The 19,857-nt window shown below is 68.0% G+C and carries 9 protein-coding genes; all 9 read right to left on the bottom strand.

Features of this window, described 5'->3' with window-relative positions:
- Positions 1-361 precede the first annotated feature (361 nt).
- Positions 362-994, bottom strand: coding sequence for an RNA polymerase sigma factor (locus AC3FOF_RS03260; RefSeq protein WP_488725753.1), 633 nt, complete (start codon positions 992-994; stop codon positions 362-364).
- A gap of 196 nt (positions 995-1,190) precedes the next feature.
- Positions 1,191-14,138: a filamentous hemagglutinin family protein gene (locus AC3FOF_RS03255; RefSeq protein ID WP_488725752.1), complete on the bottom strand. Its 12,948-nt coding sequence runs from the start codon at positions 14,136-14,138 to the stop codon at positions 1,191-1,193.
- 280 nt (positions 14,139-14,418) lie between these two features.
- A complete protein-coding gene (locus tag AC3FOF_RS03250) occupies positions 14,419-15,411 on the bottom strand; it encodes a FecR family protein (protein ID WP_488725751.1) in 993 nt (330 codons plus the stop codon).
- Between the two features lie 126 nt (positions 15,412-15,537).
- The gene (locus tag AC3FOF_RS03245; RefSeq protein WP_276265561.1) at positions 15,538-16,050 is read right to left on the bottom strand and encodes an RNA polymerase sigma factor; all 513 of its coding nucleotides are present in this window, start codon (positions 16,048-16,050) and stop codon (positions 15,538-15,540) included.
- A gap of 1 nt (position 16,051) precedes the next feature.
- A complete protein-coding gene (locus tag AC3FOF_RS03240) occupies positions 16,052-16,759 on the bottom strand; it encodes a hypothetical protein (protein ID WP_488725750.1) in 708 nt (235 codons plus the stop codon).
- A gap of 513 nt (positions 16,760-17,272) precedes the next feature.
- Positions 17,273-17,608: a Rieske (2Fe-2S) protein gene (locus tag AC3FOF_RS03235; protein ID WP_276265559.1), complete on the bottom strand. Its 336-nt coding sequence runs from the start codon at positions 17,606-17,608 to the stop codon at positions 17,273-17,275.
- Positions 17,609-17,610: 2 nt separating this feature from the next.
- On the bottom strand, positions 17,611-17,922 hold the full coding sequence (locus tag AC3FOF_RS03230; protein ID WP_017230529.1) for a YciI family protein: 312 nt from the start codon (positions 17,920-17,922) through the stop codon (positions 17,611-17,613).
- Positions 17,919-18,809, bottom strand: a complete 891-nt coding sequence (locus AC3FOF_RS03225; RefSeq protein WP_017230528.1) for an intradiol ring-cleavage dioxygenase — start codon at positions 18,807-18,809, stop codon at positions 17,919-17,921. Before AC3FOF_RS03225 ends, AC3FOF_RS03230 begins: the two co-directional genes overlap by 4 nt.
- The gene (locus AC3FOF_RS03220) at positions 18,802-19,854 is read right to left on the bottom strand and encodes a branched-chain amino acid ABC transporter permease (RefSeq protein ID WP_276265558.1); all 1,053 of its coding nucleotides are present in this window, start codon (positions 19,852-19,854) and stop codon (positions 18,802-18,804) included. Before AC3FOF_RS03220 ends, AC3FOF_RS03225 begins: the two co-directional genes overlap by 8 nt.
- Positions 19,855-19,857: the final 3 nt, after the last annotated feature.

The following is a 19,857-nucleotide window of genomic DNA, read 5'->3' as shown; positions in this document are numbered from 1 at the left end:
TCACAAGGCTTCCTGGCTCACAGAATTCATGCCGCAGGCCCCGGCCCGCTGTCCGGCTGCGCGCAGCGCTATCACCGTTGATCTTCTGGCGTGCTGGATGGGAGCGCGGACCTCGGGATCATCTCCGGACCCTTGACATCCTCCGCCGCCTGAAGGGCGAGGTTTGCCGCGCATTCCGATCAACCAGCCGACGCAGCCGACGGGAAGCCAATGCAAGGCACTTGGTAGATTTGTGCTGCACTGCACGCACTGAAGGCATGTTGCCGCTGTGTCAGACTGCCGCGCTGGCGGCCCGGTTGCCGGGCCCATCCGGCGATGGCAAGCCAGCCGAGCCGGTCGATGAACCTCGTTGTAGGTTCATTCATACCTGCACCGGTAGCAGCCGCAGGGCACGCCGAGGCGTGCTCACGCCGACCAGCGCCTGCTGGCCGGTGTTCTCGGCGCAGTAATCCAATGCCTGCCGCAGCGCGGTGTCCACGCCGCGCAGCGACAAGGCGAAGCGGCTGGCGGCCTCCTGGCGAGTCATCTCGTCGATGCGCAGGGCGATCAGGACTGCGCGATGGCGGCGCGGCAGGCGCTGAAGGGCCCGCTCCAACGCCGCCAGCTCGGAGCGGGTTTCGGCGACCAGGTCCGGACCGGGCGATGGGTCCACCAAGTGTTCCAGCTCAATGTCAGCATCTCCCGCGTACTGCCAGGACCGATTGCCGCGCATGCGGTCAATGGCGACATTGCAGGCTGCGCGGTAGACGTAAGCCTCGGGGTTCGGCACAGCCGATCGCACCTCCATATCGCCCAGGCGTAGCCAAGCGTCGTGCAGGCATTCGGTGGCCATGTCGGGACAACCCAGATGGCGCACCAGCCTGCGCCGCAAGTGCGCGTAGTTCGCGGTGAGGAAGCCCTGCAGTCCGATGCGGCGCTGCGCCTCGTCCAGCGGCTCGTTCGCCGCGTCGTCGTCCACAGGCGCTTCCAGGTCATACAGGATATTCATGGCCATGACGGATCTACCTCTGTATTCGTTGGCGAAAGCCCCTCTGCCGTTTGGCCAAGCCCGAACGCGCTCGCCACAGCGCAGGCGACAGGGGCGCGCGGGCTTGGGCAGACGCAAGGCTGAACAGCGCCATGCCCGGCTGCCGGGCAAAGGGGCTCCCGCCATGCGCGGAATCAGGTCAGGAATATCGCGTTGAATCGGCTTAGCGGTCCTGCCGCAACTGCCGGCGCTCGTCGTCCGTCAACCGCGCCCAGCCCCCGGCATCGAAGTGCTGGCCATTGCCGACGAGCTGCACCGGGTTCGCCATGTCATATCGGGTGGCCCCGGACCGGCCACCGGCCGCAGGCGCTGACGGCATCGCGCCATCGTCCTGCGCCGGCTCATTGCCGAACCCGATCACCCGCACCGTGAAGATCGAAGGCAATGCCTGGCGAGCCGTTGCGCGCTCGCGCTGGAGCGCGTCCTGCGCGGCCGCGCTGGCTTGCGACGCGGCCGCGCTGGCATTGGCCAACGCCGACACGTTTACCGCCGCCACGACGGGGATGCCGGTGGCCTGGCCCTGGACCGCGATATTGGCTGCGTTCACCACCTGCAAGGCCGCCAGGCTGACGTTGCCGGAGACCCGGATTCCCGCTTCCCCGGCGTCGATCGTGCCCAGCGGGGCGATCAGGTCGACGTCGCCGGCCGGGACCTCCGGAATCGGGTTGAGCGTGGCAATGCCTGCACCGGTGCTCGGCACACCCGACGACAGCGTCACGTTGCCCCACTGATCGTAGACGCGCTTGGGCGGCGTGTAGACCACGGTGGTCTTGGCGCCGCGGCCTGCGTTGATGTCGCCCTCGGCCGACCAGCCCATGATGTGGCCGCCAAAGGTCGTCATGATCCGGCTCTGGCCCAGCAGGATGTGGTCCTGCGCGTACAGGTGGATGTTGCCCGCGCCCTGGGTGATGACGCCCGGGATGACACCCGCCACCGGTTGCGGGGCCGCGCCCTCGATGCCGAACACCTGGTGGCCGCCCGGGGTCAGCATCGTGATATCTCCGCCGAACAGGGTGTTGACCCCGGCAGCGCCGTACATCGTGATGTCGCCCTGGTACGCGATGGGCTTGCCCTGCGCGTCGGTGCCCGGGAACAGCGCCGCGATGGCATTGCGCCCGCGCAGGTAGCTGCCGTAGCGCGCGCCGCCGGCGTCGTTATGCTCGCGGCCGCCGGCCCGCAACTCGGCGGCGTACACGCCGCGGATATAGATGCGCTGCTGCTCGGGCGGCAAGCGGTTGAAGAACGCGAGGGCGTCTTCCGAACCGTCGAACCCGTAGCGGGTTTCCAGCCAGTTCACCAGATGCAACTGAGCGGCCTGCTGGTAGTCGTTGACCAGCAGGCGCCTAGGTTGCGCGGGATCGGCATCGCGCTTGGCCTGGAGCGCGGCGAGGAAGGCTTGCGCATCCTTGTCTTCGCCCTGGTAGCCGTGTTCGGCGCGCAGCCAGTCGGCCAGCGCGAGCCTGCGGTTGTAGCCATGGGCAACCTTGCCGGGCTGGGCGGCCAGGGGCTTGCCGGCTTCGGCCTGGTTGGCCGGGTCGAGGTAGCGCTTCACGAAGCCGGCGTAGTCAGCGCCGCGGGCGCCCAGGCCGGCCTGCATCACGATGCCGGCACCTGGCCGCGCATCGCCCGGCAACACCGCGCCGAGGCTGGTGACCGCGGCCTTGTCTTCCATCAGGATGTTGCGCCCGGCGCTGATTTCCAGGGTGCCGGGGCCGGCTACGCTGAACGCGCTGCGCAGGATATCCCGGCCGGCCGAGACCACCGAGACGTCGTTCGGGCTGTTGTGCACGAACAGGTTGCCAGCGCTGGTGCCACCGCCCTGAGACTGGGCCAGCGTATTGGCGATCTCTTGCGGCATCAATACCGGCTGCCCCAATGGCGTGCCGGCGTTGACGATGTCGCGTCCGGCCATCATCCAGACCGGGCCGGCAGACTCATACCAGGTCTGTCCCGTGCGCTGGCCACTTTTGAAGGCGAGAATCTCTCCGGTGCGCAGGCCAACGATGTCGCCTTGCGCGGCGTAGAAGCGCGCCGGATCGCGATCGCCGGCGGCTCGCGCCGCTGCCGTGTTGGCGCCGAAGGCGAACAGCGGGAACTGTATGAGGGTCGGCCTGATCGCGTCGCTGGCCACGTTGCTGGTGACATGGGGGATCGCACCCGTCGCTTGCGAGTAGTAGTCGAAGCCGATGAACGCCGGTTTGAACGGCGTCGGGAGTGCGGAGAGACTGGCTCCGGACTGGGTGACGGCGTATCCGCTGGCATAGATGGAATCGCCCGCCAGCAACTGCAGGCTGCCAGTAGCCGCGGGGGCGAGCGACAGCGAGTACGCGGTGTCGTAGCTGTCCTGCCCGCCCAGCGCCGATTTGCCGAGGAAGATGCTGCCATTGGCGGCCACGCTGCTCAACTGCGAGGGAAAGAGGAAGCGTCCATCGGTGGCGCTGGCGTTGCCCGACACCTGCGACCTAACGGTTCCCAACTGCACGCTCGGCGTCAGGTTTCCGCCGGCGGAGAAGAGATGGATCGCCGTGCGGTCCGTCCACAGCGAAAACCAGCCGTAGCCGCCATCGGCGTAGGGCTTGCCGTCGAACGTAAAGCTCGACGAACTCCGGGTCGAGATCCGCCCGGGATCGCCGGTACCCGACAGCACCAGGTCGCCCCGCGTGGAAAGGTTCGCCGCAGCGTCGCCCAGCATCAGCACCACACCGCCAGTCGCTGTACCCAGGGTAGCGTTGAAGGGGTTGTAGGCGCGCCCCTCCTTGAGGTCGTTGGTCTGTGGGATGCCGCCATAGTTCATGGCGATGCCGCCCAGGCTGCCGGTCTGCAGATCCAGGCCGCCGCGCAGGTTGGTCAGCACGCCGTTCAGATTCAGGTTCTGGTTGAAGAAGTCGGTCGAAGCGGTAGTGGACGTGCCCGGGCTGATCGCCGCCCGCGCGCGCAAGCCGGGGTTGAGGTCACCGCCGATACGGACATCCATGTCGCCACCCCCGGTCAGCAGCAACTGACCACCCGGCGCGGCGCGGCCGGTGCTTGCCACCGCGAGCACCAGGCCTTCGCTGCGCGGCGAGGAAACGCCGTCACTGGAGCCGCGCCGATCCAGCATGCCGGCATTGCCGCCCACGTCGACCGTCAGGTTGCCGCCGCCCAGCGTGCCGACGCCGGTGAAGCCCACCAGCATCGGCAACGTGTTGATGATGTCGCGATCGGGATGGCCGGTGTTGGCGCCGCCGGCCTCCTTGACGTAGGTGCCGAAATTGATCCACCAGCTGGCGGCAATCGGATCGACGCCAGCCGTGTCTCCCGTGCCCTGGCGCCAGAGCCAGTTGCCCAGGTTACCGGCGACACTTTGCGCACGTGCGTCTTCCGTGCGCGGCAGGCTGAACTGGCTGACGATATCGCCAGTCAAGCTGCCGCCCGCGCGCACCAGCACATTGCCACCATGGTCGGGGTACCACGCGGCATACGGACTGCCGGCACTGTCATTGACCAGAGGCTCGTAGGCCGACCCGCCACTGCCGAGCACCGTCGTGCCATCGCGCGACCGGCTGCGTGCCTGGTCGAACGCGACAGCATCCGCCAGCGATGCCGTGGACACGCCAGCCGTGTACACGCCGTAGGCCGAACGCATGGCCACGTTGCCTGCCGCGATCAGGTCCAGATTGCCGGTGCCGGTGCGCAGCACGCTGAAATGCTGGCTGATCGGCGAGACCTGCTTGACCGGGCCGACGATGACCCGGTCAGGTACGGCGGGTATGGGCTCGCCCAGCGACGTGCACACGCCTTCGCTGCAAAACGACTCATAGATGGCTTCAACCGGCTTGCCCGCGGTAAAGGCGGGATCGATCAACACACCCAGTTCGTTCCATACGTAGTTGTACCGGATACACGCGTCCACGGCGCACCAGCTCTCTTCACTGGCGGGGACCGGCGTGCCCGGCTCGAACCCCAGTTCCGCACCCAGCGCGTTCCAGTACCAGGCGCCGCCCGGCCGCGCTGGCGTGCCGGGGATCACGATCTTGTCGTGGGTTTCGTACAGCGCATAGTGCGTATCGGCCAGGACCAGATCACCGGCGAAGGCCGGCTTGATAGCACGCGTATCGGCTGCCTGGATATCGGCACCGGACACCAGGCGCATGGACCAGGACAGCGAACCCTCGGGCAGCATCGCGGCGACCGCCCAGTTGCTGCCCTGGCTGGCGCCGGTGACGGTACGCAATGGCACCGACAAGGCATCGCCCGGCAGCTTGACGTTGGTGTCCGAGGGAATCAACGCGCCCACCTTGAGCGGCAGCGCACCCGCCAACAGCACGCCGTCCGGGTTGGTGTTGAAGCTCGCCCGTCCGGGTAGCGGCACCCCCGCAGGCCAAGTCATGGCCGCCAGCGACGCGGCGTTGGGCAGCAGCGTGCCGGCGTCCAGCTTCATGCCTGCGGCAAGCGTGACAGGCTCGGCCACCAGCGTGCCGGCGGCATAGACGACGTTGCCCGCGCTATCGCGCACGGCGGCCCTGAGCACGGTGTTGGCAGGCAACTCCAGCGGCGCACCGAGCGTGCCTTCGACAGGCAGAATCGTCCCCGACGCCATCATGGTGGCCTGGATCGGCAACGCATAGTTCAGCGTCTTGCCTGCCGGGAACAAGGTGCCTTCGGCCAGCACCACGCCGGCGCCAGGCACCACGACGTCGCCGCCATAGGCCTGGCGGCCAGGCGTCAGGACCCAACCGTTGTCGTCCGGGGTGGCGGGCGGGGGTGCAAAGCCATCGTTGATGCTGCCGTAGATTTCCAGGTTGCCGCCGGCGCGGATCACCAGGGAGCCGGGTTCGCCCGAGCCGTAGACGGCGGTCTTCCGGTTGTGCGGATTGACGCCTGCATAACGGTAGCCGGAGAGATCCAGGTCGCCGCTGACGATCAGGTCGCCATCCGGCGTCTTGCTGACGATCTCCACGCCCGGGCGCAGGTGGAAGGCATCGGCATAGCTGGCGTTATTCAGCCCGGCCAGCTTGCCGTTCAGCAACGCGCCGTTGCCCAGCGCGGCATCGATGAACGCCGTGCTGTCCGCGTGCTTGCCATCGAGGTAGGCCTGGTCGATCACCTGGTACGGGCGGCCGCTGGCGGCGGGCGAGGTACCAGGCGGCGCATCGGTGTAGCGGGCCGTTGCGTTCACCACGATGGCGCGCGCCCCCCGGATGCTCAGGCTGCCACTGGCATCGATGGCGATGTCGCCATAGGTCGGGGCATTGGCGTCGTCGACCTTGCCGCCGCTGCCGATCCGCGGCGCGTTGAGCTCCAGCGTGCCACGCGCCACCCCGTCGTTCTGGCCCTTGCCCGTGCCGGTCGCCACATCGGTGCCGTGGCGCAGGTCCAGGCGCGCTCCGCTGGCCAGGGTCAGCGGGCCGTTGCCCGAATTGAGTTCAATCAACGCACGATTGGGCGCGTCGATGATCTTGCCGTAGCTGTCCACCCGCAGCGCGCTGCCATGCGTATCCAGCAAGGCCGTGCCGGCGATGGTCAGGCCGTTCTTGCCGGCCAGGCGGATGCTGCCGACCCGCTCTCCGCTGGCATCGATGGTGCCGGCCACCGTCAGGCTGCCGTCATCGACAGAGACGTTGACCATGCCGGCCTTGATCTCGTCGCCGATGGTGAGATCGCCCCGCTTCAGCTGGAAGCTGCGCGCGCCGAAAACCTCGCCGTCATTCAAGCGCCGGTTCAGGGCGGCGAAGTCGCCGATGCCCTGGGCGCGAATATCGACGCCGCCGGCCCTGTACGGCATGACCGTGCCGCCCGCGTCGTAACGGCCGCTGCTGCCGCCCAGGACCTTGCCTTGCAGATCCACCAATCCGGCCGATGCCGCCACGGCCACCGCCTTCAGGGTACCCGCCTGGTTATGCTGTGCCGACAGATCGATGACCGACCCTTCGGCCTGGCGAATATTGCCTGCGCGGCTTTCGAGGATGACATCGCCGCCCCAACTGTACTTGTCGACGTCCATGAAGGTCGCCTTGCGGCCGGCCACGTCGATGCGGGCGGCATTGGCGAGGCTCAGGTCGTTGTCGGCGCTCAGCGTCAGCTTGCCGCTCGGGAGCACCACGGTGGTGTCCAGAACGATGCGCTTGCCGGAGAGGGCCAGTTCGGCGCCCAAGGCGTCGATGGCCGGCATCGCCGATGCGGCCCCGCTGCCGGCCGGCGCCGACACGTTGATGGCGCCGCCCGCGGTGATGCGGTTGACCGAACCGGCTTCGCCGGTTATCAGCGGGGTCGCGATATTGAGGTTGCCGCCGCTGTATGCAAAGCCCTTGCCTGTTTCGTATGCGCCCTGTGCCTGGTACACCGCCAGGCTGCCTTTGTGATTCGCGGTGACGCGCTCGCTGGCGTTGAGGTTGACGTTGGCAAACCCCAGCACCAGGCGCGCGGCGTCCGCCACGGTATCGGGCTGCGTGTCCGGGCCATAGCCGAATTCGATGCGCCGCGCCTGGATGTCGAGGGTGCCGGCGCCGGTGCCGGCACCCTCGGCCACCACCGCGCCCGGCAATGCCGTGGTGCCGTTCCAGACCAGCGTGCCGGTGCGGATGCGCGCGACGTCGCCGGCATCGCCATGGCCGTAGATAGCCGGCGTGGTCAGCGCAAGATTGTCGAGCAGCGATTTGCCGCTGGCGTCCAGCGTGCTCAGCGTGGTGTCGCCGTAGAAGTTGAACGACTGGGCAGCCGTCAGGGACAGCGTTTGCAAGGCCGGCGCGCCAGTACTGGTATCGCCGCGCAACAGGCGATCCATCACGTCCTGGTTGAGGGTCAGCCCCGAGGGCAGAGCCCGGCGCGCCGCCGCCGCGGCCAGCGCCGCGGCGCTGCCCACGTTGATGCCGCCAACCGCTAGCGCCAGGTGGCGGGTGCCGTAGCGCACCGCATCGCCCAGCTCGAACTCGTTGCTGGTGGCGAAGGCAATGGTGCCTTCCGAATACAAGGAAGTCGTGCCGGCGCAGACCAGCCGCGCGCAGCCGCCGACCAGGATGCTGCCCGGCGAACCGCTCGTCATGCTCTGCGGTGCCAGCATCTGCAAACGGCCGTTCGACACCGCCAGCACGCCGCGGTTGCCAGGCTGGTAGACAAAGCCGTCGCCCGAATCGTAGGCCGCCTTGCCGCGCCCCAGGGTGTTGATGGAGGCGCCCTGTTCGACCCGGATGCCACCCGCTTGCGAGGTCGCTTGCACTGTGGAGATCAGGAACACCTCGGCCGCCGACAAGCTGGCGCCCTGGCGCAGGTTGACTGCGTTTGCCGACCCCACCGCATCGAACTGCACGAGGTTTCCGCCCTGGCCGTACTTCACCCACGGCAGACCGCCGATGACCATGCGCGCCGCGCCAACGGCATTGAGGTCCGCGGCATGGAGAGAGACCGTGTTGCTGCCGGCGCCAGGCTGTACGCCGGCGGCCAGTACCTCGATATCCGAAGAAGGACTCGTGACAGCCAAGGTGCCGCCGAATCCGTTCGCGGCCGGCTGGAACCGCGCCAGGCCATTGAAATTGAAATCGTCCGCGGCGCCATTGCCCGCCACCAAGTGCAGCCTCAGCGTCTTGGCATCCGCCTCGAGTGCCGCCCTCGGGACGCCCACGCGCGCCGCATCGGCGCGGACAAAGTCGGCGAAGCTGGTTTCGCTGTACTGCGAGTAGGTGCGCAGCACGTCGGCCGGCGTCACCACAAGCCGGCGGGACAGCGCGTCCCGGATACCCGTGCCGGCAATCGAGAACTGGCCCGGGGTGGACCAGGAGCCGTTGCGCATGGCCACGGCGCTGGCTGCGCTTGCCGCGGCACCGGCCTGGCCGTTGATCTCGACGCGGAAAGCACCCGGCAACAGCGCATAGGTGGAAGGCAGCAGCGTGTAGGTACCTGCCGGCAAGCCGGGCACTCCCGCGGCAATCGTGACCTGCTGGCCTGGCGGGGGAACGCCAGCGCCGCCCTCGCCGCCGGCAGGCGCCACGGCGGGCTGCATGCCGGGCACGATGGCATAGACCGGATTGGTCGCCAGCCCCGGCAAGGTGAAGCTGCCACCGGCGCTGGTCTGCATCAGCGGATGGTAGCGCGCATCTGTGGAGCCGCCACGCCCGGAGACGAAGGCTGCGCCCAACAGCCTGCCACCGCCGGACAGGTCCAGCACCGCGTCCCTTTGCACGTCGATCGCGCGGCCCAGCAATGTCACGCTCACGCGAGGCACGCCGGTAAAGGACGTACCGCCAGCACCTAGCAGGCCCACCTGCTCGCCGTCGTATTGCCAGGTCACGCCATCCACGGTGCCACCATACGGCAGCACCAGGCCATCGGCGCTCACGGACGTCAGGCTGCCGGGCAACAGATGTACCGATTGGGTGGCGGCGCGGCTGGCACTCGTCTCCATGCCGATCGTGATCCCGCCTAGCGGCGCGCGCAGCACGCCACCCTGCTCGATGACGGCGGCGCCCAGGTTGAGGGTGCCGAAGGCGGAATAGGGCACGGCCGGCACGCCGTCCGCCGTACGGCCGATCACCAGCTTGCGGTTCTGGTCGAAGTCGGAGTTGGTCCCCAGGTAGCCCGCCCGCACGGTGGCGGTGGCGCCCATCGCCGGATAGATCTGTGCGGCGGCCAGATAGAGATCGGCCGGCGTGCTCAAGGTCGTGTTCTGCCCCGTGACCGTGCCGCCCAGCAAGCGCAGATCGCCGTGGCTGACCAGCTCCAGCCGGTCGAAGGCGCGGCGATCGACGACAGCGGGCAGCCCCTCGGTCGCTGCCACGCCGCCACGCGCGCCGACGCTCAGGTTGTCGCGCAGATCCAGCACGCCGCCGGCTTCGATCCGCAGTTGCCCTGCGGACGCCTGGCCCGATATGCCGCCGCGCACGGTGGGACGGATCTTGCCGTCGGCGGCGGCGATGGCGCCCACGCCGGCGAGCCGCATATAGGGAGCGGCCAGATGAATCCGCGAAGCATCCGCCGCGCCATCGGCCAGCGCCAGCGAGCCGGTATAGAGATTCAGGCTCTGGCCGAGCGACAACGACACCTTGCCGTCGAAGCTGACGATGCCGTTGCTGAGGATGGAGAGGTTGTCGAAGCCGCCGGCCGTAACCTGTCCCGCGCCCAGCTGTGCGTGGCCGTAGGCAAGGCCGCTGGCCGCATCGCCGGCGCCGCCGGGCAATTGCCCGGCGGGCTGGTCCTGGGTCAGAATGAACTCACGCGCCTGGCGCACGCGCGCGGCAGCATCCGTGCGATACAGCGGCGCATCCAGCGCTACCGCGAGCGTGCCGCCCGCGGCACCCGCACCGCCTGCCGCGGCCTTCAGGGTGCCATCCAGGTACAGGCCATTGTTCGATGCCAGCGAGATGCTGCCGCCATGGCTGGCGACGGTTGCCGCGCCCTGCCCCGCGATATCGAGGCGCGCCTGCGTACCCGAGGCATCCAGCAACGCCCCCTCGCGCACGACCACGAACAAATTGCCGGCCGAAGCGGTGCCCGTGGCGGGATCGATCTCGCCGCCGATCACGATACTGCCTCCGCCGCGCACCAGCCCATAGCGTTGCCCGCGCGCATCCGTTGCGCTGACCGCGCGGGCCGCCGCATCCAGCACCGCATGCTCGCCGATCCGGATGGAGCGGCCGTGGCCCGCTGCCTCCGCCGATTCGGCCTCAGGCGAAAGGACGGTCACACCGGTCAGGGCGATCTTGCCGCCCCAGGCATTCAATGTGCCATCGACCGTCAGCTGTCCGATGCTGGCGACCTTGAGCGCCTGGCCCGGATCCACGTTGATCACCGCGCCACGGCCAATGACGGCCTGCACGGTTGCCATGTCCGCGGCAGCGGACCGCGCGGCACCTGCCTGCAAGCTCAGGCTCGCGCCCTTGCGCTGCGCCATGACGCCCCTGGATGGGTCCTCCTGGTACAACGCGGGCGTCCACAGCGCGAGCGCACCGCCCGCCTTGCTGTCGCTGCGTTGCGCATCCGCGCCGAAGCGGTACACCGGCATCGTCACATCGACCCGGGCCCCATCGGCCACGGTCAAGCCGGCCTTGCCGGCGATGTCGTAAGCCGAAAAGCCTTTGTCGAAGAAGCCGCCGCCGAGCACCAGCATGCCGGGCTCGGTTCCCTTGTCGTGCGGCGCGTCGCCGATCCAGACCTTCCCCGCACGCACGCGCAGCGTGCCGCCGCCGTCCACGCCATGGCCGCGCAGCGCCCCATCGAGCGTCAGCGCGCCCGTGTGGGCAGGGCTGTTTGCATTGGCTTCCAGTGTCGCATCGCCGCCCTTGCCGCCCTGCGTCTTGCCGTTGGCCAGCACGGCCGCCCCCGAACTCACGTCGATCACGCTTGCCGTCGGAAGCACCACGCCACCGCTGCTGCGCACGACCACGCTGCCGCCGTTGCGGTAGGGCAAGCCGCTGCCATCACCCGGATTCAGCAGCAGGTTGCGCCACAAGCCGCTGGCGTCCAGCGTCATGCCCTCGCGCACCGTGACGCCAGCGGGGATGCCAGCGGACGCCGGGAGGGACGTGTCCTCCATGCTGCCATTGCTGGCCATCTGGCTCAGCACGTTGCCTAGCTGGATGGTGCCGGCATGCGCGGTGATGCCGGCGTTTACCGCCACGTCGTTGCCGTAAAGCGTGACCTTGCCGCCCGCGGCCACCTTCAGGTCCGCATCGACCAGGATCTTGTGCCTGGCCGCAATCTTGATCGCACCCAGCTCGAAGCCATTGAGCTGGCTGGCGTCCAGCATCAGCTTGCCCTGACGATCCGCCGGCAATGCCGTGCCCAGGCCCAGGCCTGCCGCAACGCGATCCTGTGTGTCCTTGAACTCGACCTGGCCCATGACCGCGCCCAGGATGTGGTGCTGCAAACCGGTGCGCTTGTCGTACATGGGCAGGTACTGCCCGACGATGAGCTCGCCCCTTGCGGCCGCTGCGTTGTGCGACTGGCTGTAGCCGTCCAGCGCCGCCTGCGGGGCCTGGGTCTGGCGCGCGCCCTGGAACGCTTCGCCGATGATGTCGCCTTCGAGCACCGCGGCGCTGGTCGCGATGACCAGCTTGCCGGCGTCGCGGCCGACCGTGTAGCCGTTCTCCAGCCGCCGCTGCGCGCCGATCAGGGGGCTGTAGAAATACCCGGTGGCCTTCTCTCCCCATCGTTTGTGTTCATCCTCGAAGCCTTTGTAGAGTCCCGTGTAGAGCTGGTCGCCCGGTGCCCTGGAAACTTCATGGAGCCCCCCATCGGCACCCTTGAGCCAGGTCTGACGGATGAAGCCGGTCTGGACGTTGAGCGTGCCGCCGGAGAGGTTGATGTTGGAGCCCGCCTGGGTGACGACGTCGTTGCCGCCAAAGCTGACGGTGCCGCCCTGGGCCATCCACTCGCCCACCTTGTGGCCCTGCGTGCCCAGGTAGCCGCCGACTTCCAGCAAGCCACCGGCGGTGTACCAGCGGTCGCTGTCGTAGCCGTTGGTGCCCTTGGGCACGAAGACCAGGCTGCGGCGGTCGATCCACACGTCATTGCTGTTGAGCAGCTTGCCGTCCCGATTGCCGGGCGCATCGCGCTGCTCGTTGCCCTGGACGTTGACCTTGATGTTGTTGCTCTCCATGGCCAGGTTCACGCCCACGGCGCCGGCGACGTCGATCCTGGCCCGCTCGCGCACCAGGCTGCGCTGGGCGGCGTTGACCACGATCTGGCCGCCGGTGGCCAGCGTCAGGGAGTCCTGCTGGAAGTCGGCTGTGCCGCCGCTGGCGATCTCGATGCGCGACTGGTCGCGGCGGTCGGTGACGAGCACGATGTTCTCGGTACTGGCCACGGCCGGACCGCGCAGGCCATCGCGCTGGCTGTCCAGGGCCGTGGTCTTCCCGTCATCTCCGATGACTACGGCGGTGGTGGCCCCTGGCCCGAGCACGACGCTGCCGGTACTGCCGACGGCATTGAGGTGCACGGTGCCGCGGGTATTCACGGTGATGGTGGCCAGCGCCACGCCGCTCTGCCGCACGTCGCGCCCGGCGAGCGTGATGTCGCCTTCGCCGGCCACGATCAATCCCGTGTTGGTGACCTTGCCGGCGAGGCTGCCGGTATCGAACTGCGGGGTGACCTCGTTGCCGCGCGTGGTCGAGCCCTGGTTGCCGTCGGTCCCGACGCCCTTCTTGATGACAAAGCTGTCGCCCGCGGCCAGGGCGGCCTGGCCCTTCGGGGTGGCAATGTCGCCCGCGTTGTGGACTTCCTTGCCCAGCAGCAGCACATAGCCGCCGCCCTCGGTGGACTTGGCGGACGCCGGCGTGGCGATCCGCGCGCCGGCCTGGACTTCGACCTTGCCCTGCGCGTTGGTGAAGCTGGCGGCCGTACCTGGGCTGAAGATGCCATTGCTCCTGAACTGCTCGTCGTCGATGCGGGCTGCGGCCGCCACCAGGTTGCGCGTATCGATCTGGCTGCTGCCATTGAACACGATGCCGTTGCGGTTGACGATCATCACCGTGCCGTCGCCCTTGATCTGCCCCTGGATCTGCGAGGGACGCGCGTTGGGATCGTTGACGCGGTTGAGCACGGCCCAGTCCTTCTGCTGCTGGAAGGCTACCGTGGTGTTCTTGCCGACGTTGAAAGTTTCCCAATTCAGGATGGCGCGGTCGGCGCTCTGATCGATGGCGACCGTAGTCTTGCCATCGGCCACCGTCTGCTTCGGGGCATTGGCGTTGTGCCAGCCGGCGGTCAAGGCATTGGTGTCGACTTTCAGGCCGCCTTCGGCCAGCCCCTCGGGAATCGCCGCGCCATCCTTCAGGGCAGCCTCGCGCGCGGCAGCCTGTGCCGCCTGCTGCGCGGCAATGCCGCGCGCAGCCAGGTTCAGGTTGTCGATGGAGCGCTGCAATTGGGCATTGGCCCTTTGCTGCTGCTCCTGCGGACTGGCCAACTGCGACACCGGCATGCCGTTGGGCAGTTTGCCGGTGGCTGCCGCCGCATTCTGCGCAGCCCCCTTGGCCGCGAACCAGTCCGGGCTGAACGCCCGCTGTGCCTGCGCGTCGCCGATCGCGCCGCCGGCAGCCAGCGTCAAGGCAATGGCACGCGCCATCGGCACCAGCCGCAACGCCTGCCCCCCTTGCGCCCGGCTTCCTGCTCTCGTTGCTGCGCCGGTGTGTCCGCGTGTGCTCATGTGAAATTGCCGCCCGATGGTTGGAATCAAAGTCGATGGGCTGTCCCGCCTGGTAACGGACAACCATGTCCTTGGAATTTCGAGAAGCACAACGCGATGATCGCCAGCGCCCCGAAATATCCCGATACGCTAGAACGAACGGCAACCTCGACAACCTCCAACTATTTTTTTGACCCAGGCTGGTGTGGGTCCCCAGCCCACCTCACCGCAATCGAGCAAACACGACGAAGCAGACGACGCGCACGGCGCGTCATCCCCTTGTCGCGTCCGGGCCGGGAAGTCAGGTCAGGATAAGCAAGCCGCCTGGCAGCAAGCGAGCGTGCAGATCGAACATCTGCTGCAACTGCGCGAGTACCGAATCCAGGGATGCAATATGGAAACGACCGCTGACCGGGCCGTTGCGCACGGCGGCATTCATCAACACAACACGGCCCGACCGGTAGCGATTGATCTCCGCAAGTACATCGACCAGCCGGGACTCGTTGAATACCAGTTCCCCACGGCGCCAGGCCGACACGGCCGCCGGCTCGATGCTGGCCACGCTGCTGAGCGCGTCGGCATCGTAGACTGTCTGCTGGCAGGCATTCAATGCCCTGACCCCGGCGGGATGCTCCACCCGCACGACGCCGTCGAGACAACTCACGCACACCTTGCCGTCCAGGTACCGGACTTCGAAGCGTCCCGACTGCGCCAGGCTGCGGCCGGCACCGGCCGCGACGGCGAAAGGCGGGCCTCCGGCCGGGAGGTCGACGGCCGCTTCCCCCACGAGCAGGTCGATGCCCGTGGTCCCGGCCCCGGCAGCGCGGCGCCGGATGCTGGTCTGGGTGTTCAGGGTGACATGCGCCCGGCCGGCCAGGGCAAGCGTGCGCTGCTCGCCGGTGGCGGTGCGGTCGTCCGCCCCCCATTCGGCCGGGGCGGGCCAGAGCCTGGCAGGCGGATAGGCAATCGCTACGCCAGCCACGGCCGCCGCGCTGACCGCAGCGCCGAGGAATGCCCGGCGGCCATGGTGCGTTCCGCGCAGGGCGAGGACATGTGCCTCAGCCGCTTTGGGGTGCTTGAGCAAGAATACCCTGGATGCCGGCTCCAGCGCGTCCCAGCGCCGCTTGGCCTCGCTGAAGGCCGCCTGGTGCGCCGGGCTGCTGCGCAGCCAACGCTGGAAGCCCTCGGTGTCGTACGCCTTGACTTCGGTCGACGTGAGCAGGCGCAGCCAGACCCGTGCCTGGCTGCGCAGATCGTCGGCCGAGCCGGCGTGGTCGTCGACGGGCGTCTTCATCGTGTCACGCCGAGCGCCCATGCCGGTCCGCAAGCGCAGGCATTCTCGCAAGCGCGTGCAGGTACGGGAGATGGGCAGTTGAAGTCCGCATAAGCAAGGACGAACGGTGGCACCCAAAACCTCCAACTATTTTTTGTCATTGTTCATGTGCACGTCCAGAAAGTCATGGGCGCGTCTTAACTCGTGCTCAACGATGCTCTTCGAGATCCCCAGGCGCTCGGCCACTTCCTTCTGCTGCAGATGCTCCAGGCGAACCAGCATGAGGATCTTGCGGCGGCGCTCGGGCAGCCGTTCCATCAGCTTGAGCAGGGTTTCCAGATCGGAGCGGATCTCGACCGCCTGGGCCGGGTTGGGAGCCGGATCGGCCTGCTCCATCAGGGCACTGACCTCGTCGAACGGCACGGACCGGCTTTGACGGCGTTGGATGTCCACCGCGATGTTGACGGCCATGCGCACCACATAGCCCGCTGGACTTCGAATCGAATCTTTGTCTTCCTGCCCTTGCAGACGCAGCCACGTGTCCTGGAGCGCATCGCCGGCCAGGTCGCCATTGCCCAGCAGCCGCGTCAGGCGCCGCCTGAGATTGGCGTAGTGCTTGGTCAAATAGTCTGTCAGGGCAACGCGCGCGTCTTCGGTCATGTCAGGACGCCCCCCTGGCACCGGCATCGATGCTGGCGTTATCGCAACGTCGGCCGCCACTTTGAGCGAACGGCAAAACAAGCATGGTCAGCGGCTGCGCCATCTCGGGCGGCGGTGATCGGCCCACACGCACACGCTGCAAGGCCTCCAGCACCGCGGCGTCGCGACGCGCACCGCCGGTCGAACTGAGCATGCGTGCGCCATGAATGTGTCCGCCGGCATCCACCCGAAACCTCAGCAGGGAACGCCATGTTCCCGGTGTGGTGTGCGAATCGGCGCAAAGGGCTTCCCAGATACGGGCCTGGACCCAGCCGCCATAGTCGAAATCCACCGCCTTGGCGCCCGAGCCCGAACCGGCCGACTGCGAACCGACCTCCTTCAGAATGTAAGCATCGGCGGGACCAGCGGCAACCTGCTCCGGGATCAGACCGGTGCCGTCGAGCAGGCGACGCAGCGCGATCTCCGGCAGATAGCGGCCTTGCACGGGCGACGAGGTGCGCCCGACCACCATCGTGCCGCGAAACAGGATCGGCCAGCCGGAGAGAGACGCGTAGCGGTTGAGGGCCGCGGCCAACGGCTGTGCCGGAATGTCGAAGTCGAGGAACTGGCCAGGTGGATGCACTACAGCCGGCTGCGCGCCGGCCGAACGCTGCGCAAGAGCACTGTCAGTGCCCCATGCCGACGCCGATGCAGCGAGTCCGCACAGCATCCAGAACGCCGCGCCGCGGCAGCTCAATCCAGTCGCGTACGGGCGCACACTGTCCGATCCCCGTGCCCCGCATTGCCGCGCACGTCGTCAAGCCCGCAGCGGCGCTGCAGGGTACATGACAGGGGGACGAATCGTGTCGGCAAGGTATGCGCACCATCTTGGATGGCTTATATGGTGACACCCAAATGTGACGGACTTGTTACATCCATGCGTACCCAATCCTTGGTGGCGCGGGCGAAGAGGTCAGATGGTCCCACCATATCGGCATGCCTTCTGTCAGTTGAGCGAACCAGGATGGGGCTCGCTGGGGACCCCGCATCCGCCGAGCGGATTGCTGAACTACTGTTAGCGTGGCGAGCAAAGAATTCCGACGCTTCAACTTTGTGACAATGCGTGTGCCGTCTGGATTGGCCGCGGAAGGGATCCCTGATCGCGCACTTCGATGCGGTAATGCAAGGGTGAAGACCTTGCCCTGACAGGCTGGGCCATCGAATGGCGCCGCCGCCCGCCAACTCATGCAACATCGCTGCGCATGACCTTGCCGTCCACCAGTTTGACCGCCACCGCGTCCAGGCAGGCGCCCGCGCAAGGCCCATCAATGCACAGGCCGTCCTCGAAGCGGAACAGCGCCGAATGGTGAGCGCACATGATCACCTGGGCCTCATAGGTAATGACCAGGCCGGGATCGAAATCGAGCGGCACCGAGAAATGCGGGCAGCGGTTGCGGTAGGCCCAGACGCGCTCACCGCGCCGCACCACGACCACGCCGGCCTCCGTGCCGGACTGTCCGACGGCAAGGGCGCCGCCGTCTGGCACGTCCTCGATGCGGCACAGGCAGTGCGCGTCCATCGTCACACCCTTTGGTCCGGATTGCCCAGCCCCCACTGCCACGGCCGGATCAACACTTGCTCGAACACGCCGTTGCGCACGTAGGGGTCGCCGTCGAGGAAGCGCTCCACCTCGGCCTGCGATTCGGCCTCCACCACCAGCAGCGTGCCGATCATCCGCATGCCGTCCGGCGACAGCGTGGGGCCGCCAAGGCGCACCACCACCGGCTTGTCCGGCGCGCGGAGATAGGCACGGTGCGCCTGCCGCACGCGCTCGCGCGTGGCTGCCATGTCAGGCTTGTCGGTGGCGAACACGGCAAAGTAGCGCCCCGTCATGCGCCCTCCGCCAGCACGAAGTCATAGCGCGCCTCGTGGTACGGCCCTTCGATGCCGAAGCGCCGGCCGAGCGGGTCGCCGCCCTCACGGCGCACGTAGTCGATCACCAGCGAAGGCTTGACGCCGAAGACCGCATCCGAGGCGAGATACGCGTCCCCGGCATTGAACAGGTGCGTGACCACTGTGCGAAAGCCGGGCGCGTCGACCATGAAATGCAGGTGGGCGGGACGGTACACGTGGCGGCCCGTGGCGGCCATCATCTGCCCGACCGGGCCGTCGCTGGGGATCGGATACGACACCGGCAGGATAGTGCGGATGGCGAAATAGCCCTCGGCGTCCGTGCGGTACCGTCCGCGCAGGTTGCCGTGCGGCTGCGCCGGGTCCTGGCCCGAGTACATGCCGTTGGCGGCGGTCTGCCAGATGTCGAGCACGGCGCCCGCCACCGGCCGGCCGTCCAAGGTGCGCGCGTGGCCATGTACCAGCGCGCACTCGCCTGGCGTATGCGCCATGTCCTCGCCGGGCGCCCGTTCCGGCATGCCGGCCATGTAGAACGGGCCCAACACGGTGGTCTCGGTGGCACCCTGCGGCTTGCGGTGATTGATGGCATCCACCAGCATCGACACGCCGAGCGTGTCGGACAGCAGGATGAACTCCTGCCGCACCACGTCGTCGCACATCTGTCCGGTGCGGGTCAGGAAACGGATCGCCTGCATCCATTCGGCCTCGGTCGGCTCGGTCTCGCGCACGAAGGCGTGCAGGTGGCGCACCAGCGCCTGCATCATCTGGCGCAGACGCGGATCGGGCGCCTGGCCGAAGCTGTCGACGACCTGCGCGGTCAGCCGGTCTGCCTCGGCATGGGGAAGGCTGGCGACGGGGGATTCACTCATGGCTGGCTCCATGTACGAGTCGGGCTGCGGCCGTGGCGGACGCCGCTGGCGTGCCGTTGCGCACGCGCCGCTGCACCGGGAAAAGTTGAAGGTCGAAGCGTGCGGCGAGTGCGCCCCACAGGCCCTGGCGCATGAACAGCATCACGGCAATGGCGAGCGCACCGAACAGGATCAGGTAGAGACTGCCGTAGTCTGCCAGCGTATCGCGGAGCAGGAAGTAGATCAGGGTGCCGAGGATCGGGCCCTCGATGGTGCCCAGGCCGCCGATCACGACGATGAAGACGATGGTGACGGTCCAGTTGATCGAAAAGGCCGCATCGGGCGAGATGCGCAGCTTGGTCAGGAAAATCAGCCCGCCCACCAGCCCAAAGCCGGCAGCGGCCAGCACATACACCCACAGCTTCAGCCGGGGCACGCCGACGCCAAGGCTCTCCGAGGCGGCCTCGCTGTCGCGCAGCGCGGTCAGGCCCAGCCCGAGGCGCGAGCGCAGCAGCGCGAATACGCCGACGATGGCGCCGATGCCGAGCAGCACGGCCAGCCACAGCGTCAGCGCGTCGCGCCACCAGCCATCCATCTCCTGCACGGCGGAGGTCAACGACATGCCCGAGCCACCGCCCAGCCAACTGGTGTTGGCCAGCAGCAGGCGGAACACCTCGGCCACCACCCAGGTGCCGACCGCAAAGTACGCGCCCTGCAGCCGGAACATAAGCCGCGACACCGGCACGGCGATCAGCCCGCACAGCACGCCGCCGAGCAGGATGGCGAGGAACGGCGGCATGCCCAGCATCACCGAGCCGGCGACCAGCGCGTAGCCGCCGAGCCCGATGAAGGCCTGCTGGCCGAAGGAGCCGAGGCCGCCATAGCCGGCGAGCACATTCCACAGTTGCGCCAGCGCGAGAAAATACAGCACTTCGGTAGCCGTACGCAGCGTGCCGCCATCGGCCCAGAAGGGCAGCGACACCAGCAGCAGCGTGATCGCCACCAGCAGCGTCATGGCGTAGCGGCTGGCGCGCGTGGCGCGCACGACCTGGAGTTGGGATGACATGTT

The organism is Cupriavidus sp. 96C5-1 (assembly GCF_057798855.1).
Note: the sequence above shows the minus strand (reverse complement) of the source record. Positions and strands in the feature narration are given on the sequence as shown.